This window comes from Erwinia sp. 9145 (assembly GCF_000745075.1).
Classification (GTDB): Bacteria; Pseudomonadota; Gammaproteobacteria; order Enterobacterales; family Enterobacteriaceae; genus Erwinia; species Erwinia oleae.
Genome location: NZ_JQNE01000001.1, coordinates 1,431,590 through 1,446,202, shown reverse-complemented (window position 1 = coordinate 1,446,202; position 14,613 = coordinate 1,431,590). Strand labels below are relative to the sequence as shown.

The 14,613-nt window shown below is 61.6% G+C and carries 14 protein-coding genes; 1 reads left to right on the top strand and 13 read right to left on the bottom strand.

Annotation, left to right across the window (positions count from 1 at the left end; translation table 11 throughout):
• Positions 1-16: 16 nt before the first annotated feature.
• A complete protein-coding gene (locus FA91_RS07115) occupies positions 17-1,189 on the top strand; it encodes a beta-glucosidase (protein WP_051937073.1) in 1,173 nt (390 codons plus the stop codon).
• Here FA91_RS07115 and FA91_RS21205 read toward each other — a convergent pair.
• The 13 genes from FA91_RS21205 to FA91_RS07055 all read right to left on the bottom strand — a co-directional run bounded on the left by FA91_RS21205 (position 1,177) and on the right by FA91_RS07055 (position 14,612).
• Entirely contained in the window at positions 1,177-1,344 is a 168-nt protein-coding gene (locus tag FA91_RS21205; protein WP_162834959.1) for a hypothetical protein, read from the bottom strand. The two genes, FA91_RS07115 and FA91_RS21205, sit on opposite strands and share 13 nt — an antisense overlap.
• A gap of 154 nt (positions 1,345-1,498) precedes the next feature.
• Positions 1,499-3,682 carry a TonB-dependent siderophore receptor gene (locus tag FA91_RS07110; RefSeq protein WP_034914003.1) on the bottom strand — a complete coding sequence of 728 codons (2,184 nt, stop codon included), beginning with the start codon at positions 3,680-3,682 and terminating at the stop codon, positions 1,499-1,501.
• A gap of 113 nt (positions 3,683-3,795) precedes the next feature.
• Positions 3,796-5,025 (bottom strand): beta-ketoacyl-ACP synthase, encoded by a 1,230-nt coding sequence (locus FA91_RS07105; protein WP_034914000.1) that lies wholly within the window; start codon positions 5,023-5,025, stop codon positions 3,796-3,798.
• Positions 5,025-5,756, bottom strand: a complete 732-nt coding sequence (locus FA91_RS07100) for a 3-ketoacyl-ACP reductase FabG2 (protein ID WP_034913997.1) — start codon at positions 5,754-5,756, stop codon at positions 5,025-5,027. The genes FA91_RS07105 and FA91_RS07100 overlap by 1 nt, the downstream gene beginning before the upstream one ends.
• Positions 5,753-6,229 carry a hotdog family protein gene (locus FA91_RS07095; protein WP_034913995.1) on the bottom strand — a complete coding sequence of 159 codons (477 nt, stop codon included), beginning with the start codon at positions 6,227-6,229 and terminating at the stop codon, positions 5,753-5,755. Before FA91_RS07095 ends, FA91_RS07100 begins: the two co-directional genes overlap by 4 nt.
• Positions 6,222-7,379: a beta-ketoacyl-[acyl-carrier-protein] synthase family protein gene (locus FA91_RS07090; RefSeq protein WP_034913992.1), complete on the bottom strand. Its 1,158-nt coding sequence runs from the start codon at positions 7,377-7,379 to the stop codon at positions 6,222-6,224. The genes FA91_RS07095 and FA91_RS07090 overlap by 8 nt, the downstream gene beginning before the upstream one ends.
• On the bottom strand, positions 7,376-7,945 hold the full coding sequence (locus FA91_RS07085; protein WP_034913989.1) for a DUF3261 domain-containing protein: 570 nt from the start codon (positions 7,943-7,945) through the stop codon (positions 7,376-7,378). The genes FA91_RS07090 and FA91_RS07085 overlap by 4 nt, the downstream gene beginning before the upstream one ends.
• Complete coding sequence (locus tag FA91_RS07080; RefSeq protein ID WP_034913988.1) at positions 7,942-10,260, bottom strand: MMPL family transporter; 2,319 nt, start codon at positions 10,258-10,260, stop codon at positions 7,942-7,944. The genes FA91_RS07085 and FA91_RS07080 overlap by 4 nt, the downstream gene beginning before the upstream one ends.
• Positions 10,232-10,837 carry an outer membrane lipoprotein carrier protein LolA gene (locus FA91_RS07075; RefSeq protein WP_034919056.1) on the bottom strand — a complete coding sequence of 202 codons (606 nt, stop codon included), beginning with the start codon at positions 10,835-10,837 and terminating at the stop codon, positions 10,232-10,234. Before FA91_RS07075 ends, FA91_RS07080 begins: the two co-directional genes overlap by 29 nt.
• Entirely contained in the window at positions 10,837-11,256 is a 420-nt protein-coding gene (locus FA91_RS07070) for a thioesterase family protein (protein ID WP_034913986.1), read from the bottom strand. Before FA91_RS07070 ends, FA91_RS07075 begins: the two co-directional genes overlap by 1 nt.
• A 2-nt stretch (positions 11,257-11,258) precedes the next feature.
• Complete coding sequence (locus FA91_RS07065) at positions 11,259-12,950, bottom strand: glycosyltransferase family 2 protein (protein WP_034913985.1); 1,692 nt, start codon at positions 12,948-12,950, stop codon at positions 11,259-11,261.
• Positions 12,941-13,291, bottom strand: a complete 351-nt coding sequence (locus tag FA91_RS07060) for a hydroxymyristoyl-ACP dehydratase (protein ID WP_034913983.1) — start codon at positions 13,289-13,291, stop codon at positions 12,941-12,943. Before FA91_RS07060 ends, FA91_RS07065 begins: the two co-directional genes overlap by 10 nt.
• Positions 13,278-14,612, bottom strand: coding sequence for an AMP-binding protein (locus tag FA91_RS07055; protein ID WP_051937072.1), 1,335 nt, complete (start codon positions 14,610-14,612; stop codon positions 13,278-13,280). The genes FA91_RS07060 and FA91_RS07055 overlap by 14 nt, the downstream gene beginning before the upstream one ends.
• Position 14,613: the final 1 nt, after the last annotated feature.

Below are 14,613 nucleotides of genomic sequence, written 5' to 3'. Positions count from 1 at the left end.
GTAATGAGGAATCGCTATGATCGCACCAACGCAGGCTGTAAAAACGACGCCGCATCGCCCAACGCTGTTTAAAAGCTTTTTTCAGGGCAGTTTTGCCTGCTCAACCGCCTGCCGTGATGAGGGGCGGCGCGTTGACCTGGTCATTAACAGCGGCCACGATATGCTGTTGGACAAGGACTACGCCCGTCTGGCGGAAGCGCAGTTGCTGACGGCGCGTGACGGTGCGCGCTGGTATCTGATTGAAGAGAAACCTGGCGAATATGACTGGTCGACCTTCCTGCCAATGCTGCATGCGGCGGAGAACCAGGGGCTGGAAATCATCTGGGAGCTGGCGCACTTCGGCTGGCCGTCGCATCTGGATATCTGGCAACCCGCGTTTGTCGACAGCTTTGCCGCTTTTGCGCGCGCCATGGCGATCCTGATGCGCAACGAAGGCTATACGGCCCCTTTCTTCACGCCGGTGAATCAGATCTCCTTCTGGTCATGGGCCGGGGCGGATGTCGCCTGGTTCAATCCTGGCGTAAGCGGACGCGGACACACGCTGAAGCAGCAACTGGTCAGAGCCTCCATTGCCGCCATGCGGGCGATCCGGGAAGAGCTGCCCGCCGCCCGGTTCGTATTAACCGATCCGCTGGTCTACGTCGCGCCCGTTGATGATTCTGCCGCCGCCCGTGAGGAGGCGGAACGTCAGCACAACGCGCAGTTCACCGCCTGGGATATGCTGGCCGGTCGCTGCGAACCAGAACTGGGCGGCGAGGCGTCTCTGCTGGATATCATCGGGCTTAACTACTATCCGGATAATCAGTGGTTCAGCAACGGCGATCCGCTGGATATCGATAACACCGCGAGGCGCAGTCTCGCCAGCCTGCTGGAGGACGTGTGGCAGCGCTATCAGCGCCCTCTGCTCCTGGCGGAAACGGGCGCAGAGGGCAACGCGCGCGTGGCCTGGCTGAACGGCGTGGTGGAACAGGTGACTCAGGCGATGGATCTCGGCGTGCAGGTGGAAGGCATATCCCTTTTTCCGGCGGTTGACTACCCGACATGGGCCGACGCGCGACGCTCGCCCGGCGGGCTGTTTGGCCTGCCCGATGCCAACGGCAATCGCACCCTGTATGAGCCCTATGCGCTGACCATTCGCAGCCAGCAAATCAGATTCAGAAACGGAGGACGTGGCGCTCAGGAAACGTGAGTGTCCACTTTTATGCATTTTTCGGGGAGGGTTGCTTCTTCGGAAGTCAGGCGCATGTCTGAGATCCATGTGAGGGTAAACATCACAATGATGGTGATCAGGCAGGCGGTCAGCAGTCCTACCAGCGCCAGCAGCTTATCGTCTTTCGCATCCATTCTTGTCTTGCTCCTTAAAGGTGGCCTCTCTTCGGCAGCTCGTCAGCCGCACGCAAAGTATAAGTGCAAAACCTGTTACTGCAACCTGTACTAAAGGTGATGATAAAGCGTGGCGCGCGGGCAATAAAAAGGGCCGCATCTGCGGCCCGACAGCTTAAAAATCATAAGAGAGCGAGAGCTTCAGCTCGCGCGGATCGCCCTGATAGATATAGGTGCCGTAGTTTTCAACGCCTGACCAGTACTTCTCGTTGGTCACGTTCTCCACCGCCAGGCGCCAGGTTAAATCGTTTTCCTTAACGCGCATCCGGTAGCGCATACCCAAATCCAGCGTGGTGTAACTGTCCAGCTTTTTGGTGTTGGCCTGATCCGCATACTGTGAGCCGGAGTGCGTCAGACGGGCCAGCGCGGTCAGCCCTTCAACCGGCTTGATATCATACTCCGCGCTCAGTACGGTGTAGAAATTCGCCACGCCCACGGCATCATTGCCATCGTACTGCCCGTCCTGGGTTTTGCTCATTTTTGGATCGAGCCAGGTGGCGCTGCCGTTGAGGCGCACGCCATAAACCGGCTCGCCAAAGACGTTCAGCTCCACGCCGCGGTTACGCTGTTCGCCATACAGGCCAAAAATATTGGTTTGCGGATCGATAATCCCGGTAGGTTTTTTGATTTCAAACAGCGCCAGCGATCCGCCGACGCGACCATAGTCGAGTTTCACGCCCACTTCATTCTGTTTGGAGAGCGAAATTCCCGTTACCTGACCGACGTTAACCGCGCCGCTTGATGCGCTTTCGCCAGGCTGGAGCGCCTCAATATGGTTGGCATAAAGCGAGACGGACTCCCAGGGTTTGACCACCAGCCCATAGCCCGGCGTCCAGCGCGATTTAGTAAAGCGGGCATCGCTGTCTTCAGTCTGCGTTCCGTACGCATAGTTGCGCACCACCACTTTCTGATGACGCGCGCCGACGGTCAGCAGGATTTTGTCGTCAACAAAGCCCAGCGTATCGGCCAGCAGAACGCCCTGGGTTCTGATGCGGCTGGTAGCACGCGGATCGTCCAGATCGCCGCCAAAGAAGGTGTTCGCCGGTTTCTCAACCGCGTCGGGCTGATAAATATTGGTGGCAACCGGCGACAGCGCCATACCATAGGCGGTTTTTTCACGCTTCGTCTGCGCAGAGTAGCCGACGTTCACGCTGTGGCTGACCATGCCGGTGTCGAATTTTCCGCGCACGCCGGTCATGCCGCTGAAGGCATCGACAATTTTATTGGTATTCATGTTGCCAATAGTGGCGGCGCCCGTTTGATCAGTGACTTTTGGCGAGGCATAGGCGCCGGTTTCATGCGAATGCTGCCCACCCACGGCGCCGTAGAGCGTCCAGTCCGGCAGCAGATCGTACTCCACGCGCGCCATGCCGAATTCGCTTTCCAGATCGCTGTAGACCCAGTCCTGGCTGTAGTTGCTGGTGCCGCGCGGCACCTCAGGAATGAAGTCCACACCGCTGATGTTTACGCCAAGCCGCCCGCCGTGAAACGCCTGTTTCTGATAACCCATATCCAGCGACGTACGCAGTTTGTCGCCGCGGTAATCCAGCCCGAGCGACGCCAGCGTGGTGCGACGTTTCTCGTTATCCACCGCCGTTTCGCCTTCGCGATGCAGCAGATTGACGCGCGCGCCCCACTCGTTGTTGTCACCAAAACGACGTCCGCTGTCCAGCGAGGTGCCAACCTGAGACGCCGAGGTGTAATCCACGCCGAGGCGCGTTAACGGCGTGTCTTCCGCATGTTTTGGTTCGAGGTTGATCATACCGCCGACGCCGGAAACGGCCGCGCCGTTGATCAGCGCATTTGAACCCTTGAACACTTCAACGCGATCGATCATCTGGGTGGACACCACCTGGCGCGGCATAACGCCGGGCAGCCCGCCCAGGGTGATATCGTCGCCGTCAAGCGTAAAGCCGCGAATGCGGTAGGTTTCGGCAAAGTTGCCATAACCCTGAACATTCTGTACGGACGCATCGTTAGCCACCACTTCTTTCAGCGTGTTGGCCTGCTGATCCTGAATCATTTTCGAGGTGTAGCCGACGACGTTGAAAGGTACGTTATGCGCATTCTGCTCGCCGAGCATGCCAAGACGGCCACCGTTAGCAATCTGTCCGTCCAGCCAGGCGGGAACCAGCTCATCGCCGCCCGGCTTAAAATTTTCCGGCATGGCTTCCACGGTCATGGTGTTGTCTGAGTTGTCAGCCGCAGGAGCGGCAAATGCAGGCGGGATCGCTGCGCCAATCAGCACCGACAGCAGCGTAAGTCTGAAGCCGGTGCAGGAGGTCGTGAGGTGTGCCATTTCGTTACCCTGATAATAATGCAATTGATAATAGTTTTTATTCGAATTGCGATTATCGTCAGAGTGCTTCTAATTGCAAGCAAAAATGACAGCGTGTCACTTTACTTAACCTTTCAGTCGCGCCAGCGGCGGAAAATCAGTGAGGTATTGATACCGCCAAAGGCAAAATTGTTCGACTGAATGTAGTCGGTTTGCAGTACGCGCGGCTGATGCATGATGTAGTCCAGATCGCCGCAGTCGTCGGCCGGCTGCGTGAGGTTCAGGGTGGGCGCAAACCACCCTTCGCGCATCATTTCAATGCTCATCCACGCCTCCAGCGCGCCGCAGGCGCCGAGCGTATGGCCGAAGTAGCTTTTTAAAGAGGAAATGGGCGTGCGGTTGCCAAACAACGCCGCCGTGGCAAGGCTTTCCGCCACGTCGCCGCGATCGGTCGCGGTGCCGTGCGCGCTGATATAGCCAATGTCCTGCGGCGTCAGTCCGGCCATGCGTAACGCGCCTTCGATGCAAATCTGCATCGTCTCGCGCTGAGGCTGGGTGATGTGCGCAGCGTCGCAGTTGGTATAAAAGCCCACCACCTCTGCACAGATCGTTGCGCCGCGCGCGCGCGCATGCTCAAGCTCTTCCAGAATCAATGTGCCGGCTCCCTCGCCGATCACCAGACCGTCGCGGTTTTTGTCGAACGGCGAAGGCGTGCTCTCTGGCGCATCGTTACGCTGGCTGGTGGCAAACAGCGTGTCGAAAACGGCGGCTTCGGAGGGGCACAGCTCTTCCGCGCCGCCCGCCACCATCACGGTCTGATAACCATGGCGGATCGCTTCCCAGGCATAACCAATCGCCTGGCTGCCGGAGGTACAGGCGCTGGAGGTGGGGATCACCCGACCGCGCAGGCCAAAAAACAGCCCGGCGTTCACCGCTGCGGTGTGCGGCATCATCTGCACGTAGGTGGTGCCGGTAATATTATTGGTGTGCTTTTCGGTCAGCATGGTGGCGAATTCGCTGACCGGCCCGGTGCTGCCGGTTGACGATCCATAGGCGATGCCGGTTTCTCCGCCGGTAAGGACAGGATGCTCCAGCAGGCCTGCCTGGGCCAGCGCCAGTTCGGTGGCCCGCGTCGCCAGCAGCGAGACGCGGCCCATGGAACGGATGCGCTTGCGCGTATAGTGCTCAGGCAGAGTGAAATTCTCTACCGGCGCGCCAAGCAGCGTATTCAGTCCGTCGTAAACCTGCCATTCCGGCATTTTACGCACCGCGTTGCGTCCGGCGCGCAGCTTTTCGCTCACCTGTTCCCAGTCGTTGCCAAATGCGGTAACGCCCCCCATCCCGGTGACCACCACGCGCCGCATCACAGCATGCCTCCGTTAATGGAAATAACCTGTCGCGTGACGTAGCCCGCGATGTCCGACATCAGATAGCCTGCCAGTCCGGCCACTTCCTCCGCTTCGCCCATGCGCTTCATTGGGATCATGCGCATGGCCTCTTCCGCTGCGGCCGCCTCCATGTTGAGCATGCCGGTATCGATTAGTCCCGGCGCGATGCAGTTCACCGTGATCCTGCGCTTCGCCAGCTCAATCGCCAGCGCTTTCGTGGCGCCGATGATGCCTGCCTTGGCGGCGCTGTAGTTCACCTGCCCGCGATTGCCCATCAGGCCGGAAACGGAAGAGAGCGTGATGATCCTCCCGCCTTTGCGCAGGCCGATCATCGGCATGATGCAGGGCTGGATGACATTGTAAAAGCCGTCGAGGTTGGTGCTGATGACGCTGTCCCAGTCCTCTTCGCTCAGTGCGGGAAATGCGCCGTCGCGGGCGATCCCGGCGTTGCTGACCACACCGTACCACGCGCCGTATTGCGCAATATGCGCCTCAAGACCTTCCCGGCAGGCTGCGCGATCGGCAATATCAAAACCGATACATCGCGCCGTGCCGCCCGCCTGTACGATCAGCCTGCGCGTCTCCTCTGCGCCAGCCTCATCGCGATGATAATGCACGGTAACAGCAAAGCCGTCCGCCGCCAGCCGCAGCGCGATAGCCCGCCCGATGCCTTTACTGCCGCCCGTCACCAAAACAGAACGCGTCATCCTTTTTTACCCTGTTGCAGAAGTTGTTGTAATTCGTTTTCATCGGGCTGCCAGGTATTGAGCCTACCGCTGGCCAGATGCTGCCCCTCAGCGTCGATCTCGCCCTCAAAGCTGCCGATTTTTTCATCGCGCATCAGCAGATGTACCGACACGGTGAGCGTGGCACCCGCCGGAAAAGCGGCCCTGTCGCAGCGGAAAGCCCGTGCGCCAAGCAGCATGCCCAGCACGGGTTTGCCGTCGGTATGCTGGCGGTGATGCCAACCCGACCACACGCCAATGGCCTGGGCGATCATCTCCACGCCAAACCAGGCCGGAAGCGCGCCGTCCACGTCTAAAAACGGTGCCAGAACGCCGTCTGGCGACACCACGACCTGACAGGTTGCGCCTTCGTCGCTTACCGCCAGCACCCGTTCAAGCAGCACCATCGGCGTTTCATGCGGCAGATAATCCACCGCCTCGTCAAATTCAGCCATTGTGTTTCCCTAAAATCAAACAGGTATTGTTACCGCCGAAGGCAAAGGAGTTGCTGAGAATGAACGGTCGCTGAAGCGGCTGCGGCGTAACCAACAGGCCAAACGGCGCCAGCGTGTCGTCCGGATCGCGCACGCTGAAATCCTGCGGCGGCAGCGGCAGATCCTGCGTCAGCAGCAGCCAGCACAGCGCAGCCTCGCAAATGCCCGCCGCGCCAAGCGTGTGCCCGGTCAGATGCTTGGTTGAGCTACAGGGCACGGCTTCACCAAAGATAGCGCGCACCACGTCGGCCTCAATGCGATCGTTGAGCGGCGTGGCGGTGCCATGCAGGTTAATGTAACCCAGCGCCTCCGGCGGTAAACGGGCCTGGCGGAGCGCCATATTGATGGCCTTAACAGCGCCTTCTCCCTGCGGATGCGGTGCCGACATGTGCCAGGCGTCCGACGATTCGCCCACGCCCAGCACCGCAATCTCCTGCGGCGTGCGCGTCAGCAGCATCAGCGCCGCGCCTTCGCCAATGGTGATGCCGTCTCGCCCTTTGCTGAACGGCGCACAGCGCAGCGGCGAGAGCGACTCCAGACTGTCAAAGCCGTTTATCGGCATGCGGCTCAGCGTATCCGCACCGCCGACGATAGCGACGTCCGCCAGCCCGGCCTCAATCAAACGTGCGCCGCTGATCAGCGCGCGGGCGCTTGAAGAACAGGCGGTGGAGAGCGTATAGCAGGGGCCGTTCAGTCCAAGGTAATCGGCGACAAAGCGCGAGGGATCGCCCAGCTCCTGTTGAGCGTAGCGCCAGGTCGCGCGTGCTTCTGAGATATAGCAGTCCGCCTCATCCAGCCCGGAGGTGCTGGTGCCAAGCACCACCGCCACGCGATCTTCGCCATAAGCGGCTATCGCCTCGTCGATCTGCGGACGAATTTGCGCCAGCGTCGCCAGCAGCAGCTGATTGTTGCGGCTGTTGCTGGCGGCCAGCGCTGCGGGAACGGTCGGCAGATCCGCCTCTACCCGCCCGGTCCAGCACGGTTTACCAGCCAGCAGCCAGCCGCTGTCGGCGCGCATGCCCGGCGCATTGCCGTGGCTGAGGTTTTGCGCTATTTGCGCCATGTCGTTACCCAGCGCGTTAAGCATGGCGACGGCTGAAATGTAGATCATGGCGAATCCAGATCCTGAATAGTGATGTGATAGCCAAAGACAAACTGCTGAACAGAAACGGGCTCGCGCGTTGCGCCGCGCTGCATGTAACGAATTTCCGTTACCGTTTTGCCGTTTTCATCGCGTAACAGGCGACGGTCGCCCTCATCAACCAGCGTCCAGCCTCCAGGCAATTGTGAACGCCAGGCGTCGATCGGCCAGTGGCTGAGCATGATATCAGCCAGCACCTGGCTGGCTGGCGGCAGCTCCGGCAGCACAACCGACTGTTCGCTCTGCACGCCGTGCCGATCGTAGCTGACCCTGAACAGACGAATGCCCAGCGCAGAGAGCCCTGCCAGCGTCAGACGCTGTCCGTCAGCGCTCAGCAGCACCATCAGCGACTGCTGTTTGCCTTTGAAGGTGCCGGTCAGCAACTGTTGACGACTGAATGGCGGGTCGATATCCGGCGCGGGCAGCGTTACGCGCACGCCCGGCTTCAGCCAGGCCTGCGGACGGGTACTCTCCTGCTTTCCGGCGCAGCCGGTTAGCAGCAGCATGGCCAGTGCGGCCAGGGCAACGATCCTCATCTCTTTTTCCTTGTCGTCGGCATCGCCAGCGGCGCAAGCAGGAAGGCGGTAAAAATGCCGCTACAAAGCACAATACCAAAACTGGCGATGGCCTGGGTGCTGCTGAATACCAGCATGCCAAGCGTCAGCAGCGCGACGGTCATCGCCAGCGTCACCGCCAGTAAGGTGGTTATCGGCGTGCCGCGTGGATTACTGAAGAACAGCGTGTAATTAATACCGATCCCCAGCACCAGCACCAGCGCAAGCAGCGAAAACAGGTTCAGCGCATGCCCGCTCAGCGCCAGCGCCGCCAGGCCGCCGCCCAGCGACAGCAGCGAAGGCAGAAACGCCCGCACGCCCTGACGCAGGCCAAGCCGTATGATAAAGCTTAACGCAATCGCCAGCAGCGCCGCGCCCAGCAGCCAGCTCATCAGCCCCCGGTAAAAGGCAAACAGCTGGTCAAAAGTCGCTTTACGATCGATCCAACTGACGCCGGGGAGCGATGCCGCCAGTGATTTCATCGCCTGAGGATTTTTTACCTCTTCAACCGGCACCAGCACCGCGCTGCGGCCATCGCTGAGCGACATCCACAGCAGCCGCCAGCCTTCGCTGTTGGGGCTGGCGAGCCATGCCTCCGGCGTCAGCGTCATTGAAGAGAGATCCGCATCGCTTACCGTGACGCCCGCGTCACGCAGGCGACTCATCACCGTGGGCGCCGCCTGCTTCAGCAGCCGCAGGTCATTGGCCTGCTGCGCCTGCGATAAGAGCGGCAGCAGGCGATAATGCGCCACCCAGCCCTTCTCGCGCGCGGCGGCAAGCTGCGGCGCCAGCGCCTCAACACGTTCCAGCGTTTGCTGCGCGCTGTCGCCCCACACCGCCAGCCAGGTTTGATCTGCGCGCTGCCCGGTCAGTGCCGCGATCTGCTTCTCCTGCGCCAGCAGCGCGGGCGGGGGCGCTTGCAGTTGCGCAATATCATCATCAATGCGTAGCTGCATCAGGCCGCCGGCGGAGATTGCTGCCACCAGCAGCGGCAGCCCGACACGCAGCCATCGACGGCGACGCCAGCCGCTTAACCAGCGCCCCATCACCGCCAGCAGAGGCACCGGCCTGACCGGCAGCCCTTTTACCAGCAGCGGATACCAGCAGATAACCGTCAGGCACGAGGCCGAAAGCCCCGCCGCCGCAAACACGGCCAGCTGGCGAATGCCGGGAAACGGCGCCAGCATCATAATCAGATACGCAATGGCCGCCGTTGCCAGCGCCATCAATAAGGCACGGATCACTTTGCGCAGGCTTTGCAACGGCGTGGCGTCAGCGCCGTGGATCATTCGCTCGGTCAGGTAATAGAGCGTGTAGTCCGCCGAAATGCCGACGATGCTCATGCTCATCACCAGCGTCATCAGGTGAAGCTCGCCAAAGCAGAGCAGCGTGACCACGGCGCCCGCCAGCGCGCCGATACTGACCGAAACGGCGCACAGCACCAGCGGTCGCGGCGAGCGGAACACGGCGAAGATCAGCAGCAGCACGCCGCAAACGGTCGCCGCGCCCAGCGTGGAAATATCGTGTTTCGCCTGCTGGCTGGCGTAATCGCTGAAAAAAACCGTACCGCGCGACAACAGCTGTGCGTCAGGGTAGCGCGCGATTAGCGCCGTTTTCAACGCCGCCATCTGTTCAACCAGCGCGTGGCTCTGCTGCATATCAAACGAATTGCCGTTAAGCTCGCCGTGCAGGAAATACCAGACGCGGCCCTGCGCATCGATGGTGGTCAGCCAGCCGTCGCTGAGGCCAAGGCGGCCGCCATTTTGCTGCATCGCCAGCTGCGCGCCGCGCACCAGCAGCAGCGGATCGTGATTCAGCTCCTGCGCGCCGACGCCCGCGAAAGCGGAATAGAGCTGCGCCAGCACCCAGTCGGCCTGCGCTGCGCCATGATGTTGCAGCCTGGCGCGCGTCGCCGCATCCAGCATGGCATTGCGGTGCTGCCAGGCGAATTTCCCCCACGTCTGCTGCTGCTCCGCCGTCATCGGCCCCTTGATCGCTGTTAATGCGGGCAGCGCCATCAGCCGCTGCTGCCACCACTGCGCCACGCTCGCATCCGCCTGCCTGCCGGGACTCACCAGCCACACCATCTGGCGATCCAGCCGCTGCATAAAGCCCTGTTGCAGCGCGGCGGGCATCTCACCCATCGCCTGCTGCGGCAGCAGAGCCAGCACGCTACTGTTTACTGTGGCGCGCGGCAGCATCACCGCCAGCGCCGCCGCCATCAGCAGACAGAGCGTCAGCCAGCCGAGCGCAAGGCGCTTGTGCGGTTCAGAAAACAAAACGTTGCCGCTCGTCATCGGTGAGCGTTTCCGGCGTCGCGTGCTGGTTGCTGAGCAGGATCAGCGTATTATCGCCCTGCCGATCCCGCAGTTGGATCGTCTCCAGCCAGGTCGCGCCGGTCAGCGTCAGCGAGTTAAACAGCTTGTCCAGCGGCGAAGTTTTCGGCGTCAGCACCAGCCGCCACTTCTCCTGCCCTTCATCCTGAAAATCCAGCCGGAAGTTCTGCTCCAGCACCTCTCTGTCGGCCTGAAACAGCGCGCGCAGCAGATGATTAAACTGGAACATTTGCGGATTGCTCTCTTTGGTGACGATCTGCGGCGTCTGGCCGTTCATGACCTGTACCATGCGCGTGTCGTCGAGCACCAGCGTCATCGGGAAAGGCTTCGCCTGATGCCACCACAGGCCGTTTTCGCGCGCGATAAGCAGCTCACCGCTGGATTTCAGCGGCTGCGCCATGCCGTTGATCTCGCGGATCTGGCTGAAGTTTGCCCGCACCACCGGCTGGCCGGCGAAACGTTGCTGAAGTGCCTCCAGCGTCACCGCTGGCGCAGCGGCGCTGAACAGCAGCAGCGCGGCAAAAACAACTCTGAACATCATGCCACTCCCAGTCGTTCAAACAGGATGGGCGGAGAGACAAAGCTCAGCGCCTGGCTGTTTTCCTCTACCGCCACCTGGATGGTATAGCCGCTGGTGGTGCGCTGTCCGCTCGCCGCGTCAAAGATCTGATAACCAATACGAAGTCGGTTTTCATACTCTTCAAGCGTCGCCCGCACCCGAATGGCCTGCTCGAAGGTCAACGGCGCACGGTATTTCACCCGCGTATCCACCACGGGCCACAGGTAGCCGGAGGCTTTCATTTCCCGATAGCCGTAGTTAAAGGTTGCCAGCAGCGCCTCGCGAGCAATCTCAAAATAGCGAAAATAGTTGCCATGCCAGACAACGCCCATCGCATCCACATCGTGAAACGGAATGCTCAGTTCAACGTCAACGGTAAAACGCGCATCGTTTAACACTGTTACTCCTTATTTTCCGTGCGGGATTGGTCCGGCAACTGCCAGAAATCGAAAAAGTTAAACCAGTCGAGCGGCGCAAGGTAAGCATGCGCGGCCAGCCGGGACGCATAGCGATCCACCGTCTCCTGCAACGCCTGCTCGCGGCTGGCGCGGGGCAGCAGGAGCGGATCGGCAAAATGTTCGCAGTGCAGCCGCAGTTTGCCCTGCTGGCGGATGGCGAACATCAGCAGCACCGGGCAGCGCAGCGCCGCCGCCAGCACAAACGGCCCCTGCGGGAAAGGCGCAGGCCGCCCTAAAAAATTGCTCCAGCAAACCCTCCGCACGCCGCCGCGCTGGCGGTTCACCGCGGTGCGATCGCCGACGATGGCCACCCATTCCCCGGCGTCGAGCTTCTGCTTCAGCAGGATGGCGGTATCCGGCCCGATCGACGACACCGGAATTACATGCTCGCTGGCCTCGGGAGCGATTTCGTCCATCACCTGACGGAAACGCTGCGCGTTATCGGTAAAGACCAGCGCATTGATAACCAGCCCGCTGACCTGCTGCGCCAGCGCCCGACAGGCTTCAATATCACCCAGGTGCGAGGCGAGGATCAGCCGACCGCCGGGCGCTTGCAGCAGCGCTTCAGCGCCCGGCGCGAAATCGATCTCTTTTCCCCAGCGCAGATCGCCGCGCCAGCTGGCAATCTTTTCAATCATCGCATCGCCAAAACGCAGGAAGTGGCGAAAACTGTTGAGGCGGCCGGGCAGCGCAATCTGCTGCGCCGCCGCATGCTGCTGTATGGTTTTCAGCCACTGCCGCGACGCCTGCCGCTGCTCGCCGCCGCTCAGCCAGTAAAAACCGGTGACCGGCCAGAGGAACAGCGTAAAGACGCGGCGTCCCGCCAGGCGGTAGATCCACAGCATAAACTTCATTCCAGCCAGCCCGCGACGCTCTTCAACGCCCGCCCAGTGCGCGCCGCGCCGCTTTTTAAGCAGCGCGGGAATGCGCGGCAGCATGCCGAAAAACAGCCGCGTGTGCATCCACGAAATACGCAGGTTATCGCGGAGCGCATCGAAATGCGAAAGGCCGTTCTGCGGATAGATGACGCGGGTAGCGATAAAGCGGCTGGGGGTGCCCGCCCAGTAAAGACGCACCATCACCTCGGTATCGAAGTCCATCCGCTGCCCCAGCGGATGCCGCGTCGCCAGCGCCAGCGTGGCGGGCAATGGATAGACGCGAAAACCGCACATGCTGTCTTTAATCGACAGCGACAGCGTCTCTATCCATACCCAAAAGTGGGTGACGTAGCGCCCGTACAGCCTGGATTTGGGAACTGAATCGTCATACAGCGGCTGACCGGAAATCAGGCAGTCCGGATGCGCTTTGGCCTCCGCCAGCAGGCGCGGGCAGTCTTCGATCTGATGCTGGCCATCCGCATCCACCTGAAGCGCGTGGGTAAAGCCCGCCGCCGCCGCCGACTGCAATCCGCGCATCACCGCCGCGCCTTTTCCCTGGTTGCGCGGCAGGCGGATCAGCGTGACACGTTCATCACGCAGACTGTCCAATCGCGCGCGCGCAGGCGCGTCGCTGCCATCATCAATGATAAACACCGACAGCCCGAACGGCGAAAGCCTCTCCAGCACCTCCGCGATCGTTTCGCCGTGGTTATAACAGGGGATCACCACGCAGGGGTTAAATTCAGTTAGCGACACAGGAGAATTTTCCCACTGCTGGCGCGCTGCGGCGCGTCTGCGCCGGTTACCGCATACTCAAACAGCAGCCGGTTGGTTTCAACCTGCCAGCGCAGCGTCAGGACAAGCGTCGCGCCAGGCAGCACCGGCTGCTGAAACTTGACGTTTTCTATGGCGCTGAAGCGGTACGCCGGCGCCAGCAGCGCCGTGCCGTAGTGCATCACCCAGTCGATCTGAGCCACGCCGGGCAGGATCGGCTGAGTGGGAAAATGGCCGCGAAACCAGAAGAGACAGGGATCGGCGCGCAGCGTGAGCACGGCGGAATTCTCTTCCCGCTGGCGGGAGAGTTCAACGGGCAGCATAAAATAACTCCTGTATTTGCGGCCAGGCACGTTTGCTCTGACTGTTTTGTGGAATTGATTCCACCACCCGCCAGTAGCGCGGCATGGCAACCGGTTCCAGCCAGCGGTGCAGCGCCTGCCGCCACTGCTGGCGAAGGCTGAGTAACTGTCGCGCGGTGACATCGCTGTCCAGCACCAGCACCACGCCGACGCCGCAGCGTTCAGGCCGCGTGATCACCAGCGCGGCGGCGTCCACCACGCCCGGCAGCGCCAGCAGGCGGCGTTCGATTTCGCTCAGCGACACGCGCTTGTCCTCAATTTTAACAATTCTGTCGTGACGACCGCAAAGCCGGAAGCCATCGGTGCTGAACCGGAGTTTGTCATTCAGCAGCAGCCCGCCGGACTGCGGGATCAGCGGCGAACGTACCCGCCAGTTTTGGCGTGCGTCCTGCGAGAAGGCGACGCCGTCGAACGGCTGCCAGGGTTGCCCTTCATGGACAAAGCGCCGCGTCGCCAGCACGCCGGTTTCCGTGCTGCCGTATATTTCATCCACGGGCTGACCGAACCACTGCCCCGCCGCCTGCGCATGCTCCCAGGCCAGCGTGCCGCCTGCCGAGACGATCAGCTGACACGCGGGCGCGCGCAGCGAACGATCCAGACGACGCAAAAAGGCCGGACTGCTGATAAAGACGTAGCGCTGATGAGCGTCCTGCGCGGCGAGCTGTTCGCTGTAAAGCACCTGGCGGCTGTCGAAGGGAATGCCGCAGGCCAGCGGCAGAATAATGCGAAAGGTCAGCCCGTAAAGATGCTGATGGCTGACCGAGGCGATCACGGTGGCGTCCTGCAACTGCGGCGACCAGCGCCTGGCCAGCCAGCCGGCCTCCCTGTCGAGGCAGTGTAGCGGTTTGATCACCTGCTCCGGCCTGCCGGTGGAACCGGAGGTGAAGAGGATCACCGCCGCATCGGGCGCGATGGCGGGCAGCGGCGGCAGCGGCCCGTTTTCCGCCAGCGGAAGCGTCACCACCGGGCAGTCGAGCGCGAAATCAAGGTCGGTCAGCACGCCGTCAAAATCATCGCGTTGCTCCTGTAGCAGCGCTTCGCGGCAGTGGCCGGGTATCACCGGGGTTTTTCCCGCGTGCAGCGCGGCGAGCAGCGCCACGCTGAAGAGATAGCTGTCGTCGAAGCACAACGCCCAGCGCCGCTGCGGCTCCGCCATCAGCCGGTGGCCGAGGGTGACGATATGCCGCTGCCATTCCGCGCGCAGCAGGGTCTGGCCTCCCCGGCGGGCGACGATGCCTGCGTGCTGCCGGGTCAGCCAGGCGTTGATCGGCTGCGTCAGCATT

Coding starts and splice junctions, on each gene's coding strand:
- FA91_RS07105 (WP_034914000.1), bottom strand. CDS start 5,025: ATGCGGCGCGTGGTGGTCACCGGGATGGGGGGCGTTACCGCATTTGGC.
- FA91_RS07095 (WP_034913995.1), bottom strand. CDS start 6,229: ATGGCTGAATTTGACGAGGCGGTGGATTATCTGCCGCATGAAACGCCG.
- FA91_RS07115 (WP_051937073.1), top strand. CDS start 17: ATGATCGCACCAACGCAGGCTGTAAAAACGACGCCGCATCGCCCAACG.
- FA91_RS07055 (WP_051937072.1), bottom strand. CDS start 14,612: ATGCTGACGCAGCCGATCAACGCCTGGCTGACCCGGCAGCACGCAGGC.
- FA91_RS07100 (WP_034913997.1), bottom strand. CDS start 5,756: ATGACGCGTTCTGTTTTGGTGACGGGCGGCAGTAAAGGCATCGGGCGG.
- FA91_RS21205 (WP_162834959.1), bottom strand. CDS start 1,344: ATGGATGCGAAAGACGATAAGCTGCTGGCGCTGGTAGGACTGCTGACC.
- FA91_RS07090 (WP_034913992.1), bottom strand. CDS start 7,379: ATGATCTACATTTCAGCCGTCGCCATGCTTAACGCGCTGGGTAACGAC.
- FA91_RS07080 (WP_034913988.1), bottom strand. CDS start 10,260: ATGACGAGCGGCAACGTTTTGTTTTCTGAACCGCACAAGCGCCTTGCG.
- FA91_RS07085 (WP_034913989.1), bottom strand. CDS start 7,945: ATGAGGATCGTTGCCCTGGCCGCACTGGCCATGCTGCTGCTAACCGGC.
- FA91_RS07075 (WP_034919056.1), bottom strand. CDS start 10,837: ATGTTCAGAGTTGTTTTTGCCGCGCTGCTGCTGTTCAGCGCCGCTGCG.
- FA91_RS07060 (WP_034913983.1), bottom strand. CDS start 13,291: ATGCTGCCCGTTGAACTCTCCCGCCAGCGGGAAGAGAATTCCGCCGTG.
- FA91_RS07110 (WP_034914003.1), bottom strand. CDS start 3,682: ATGGCACACCTCACGACCTCCTGCACCGGCTTCAGACTTACGCTGCTG.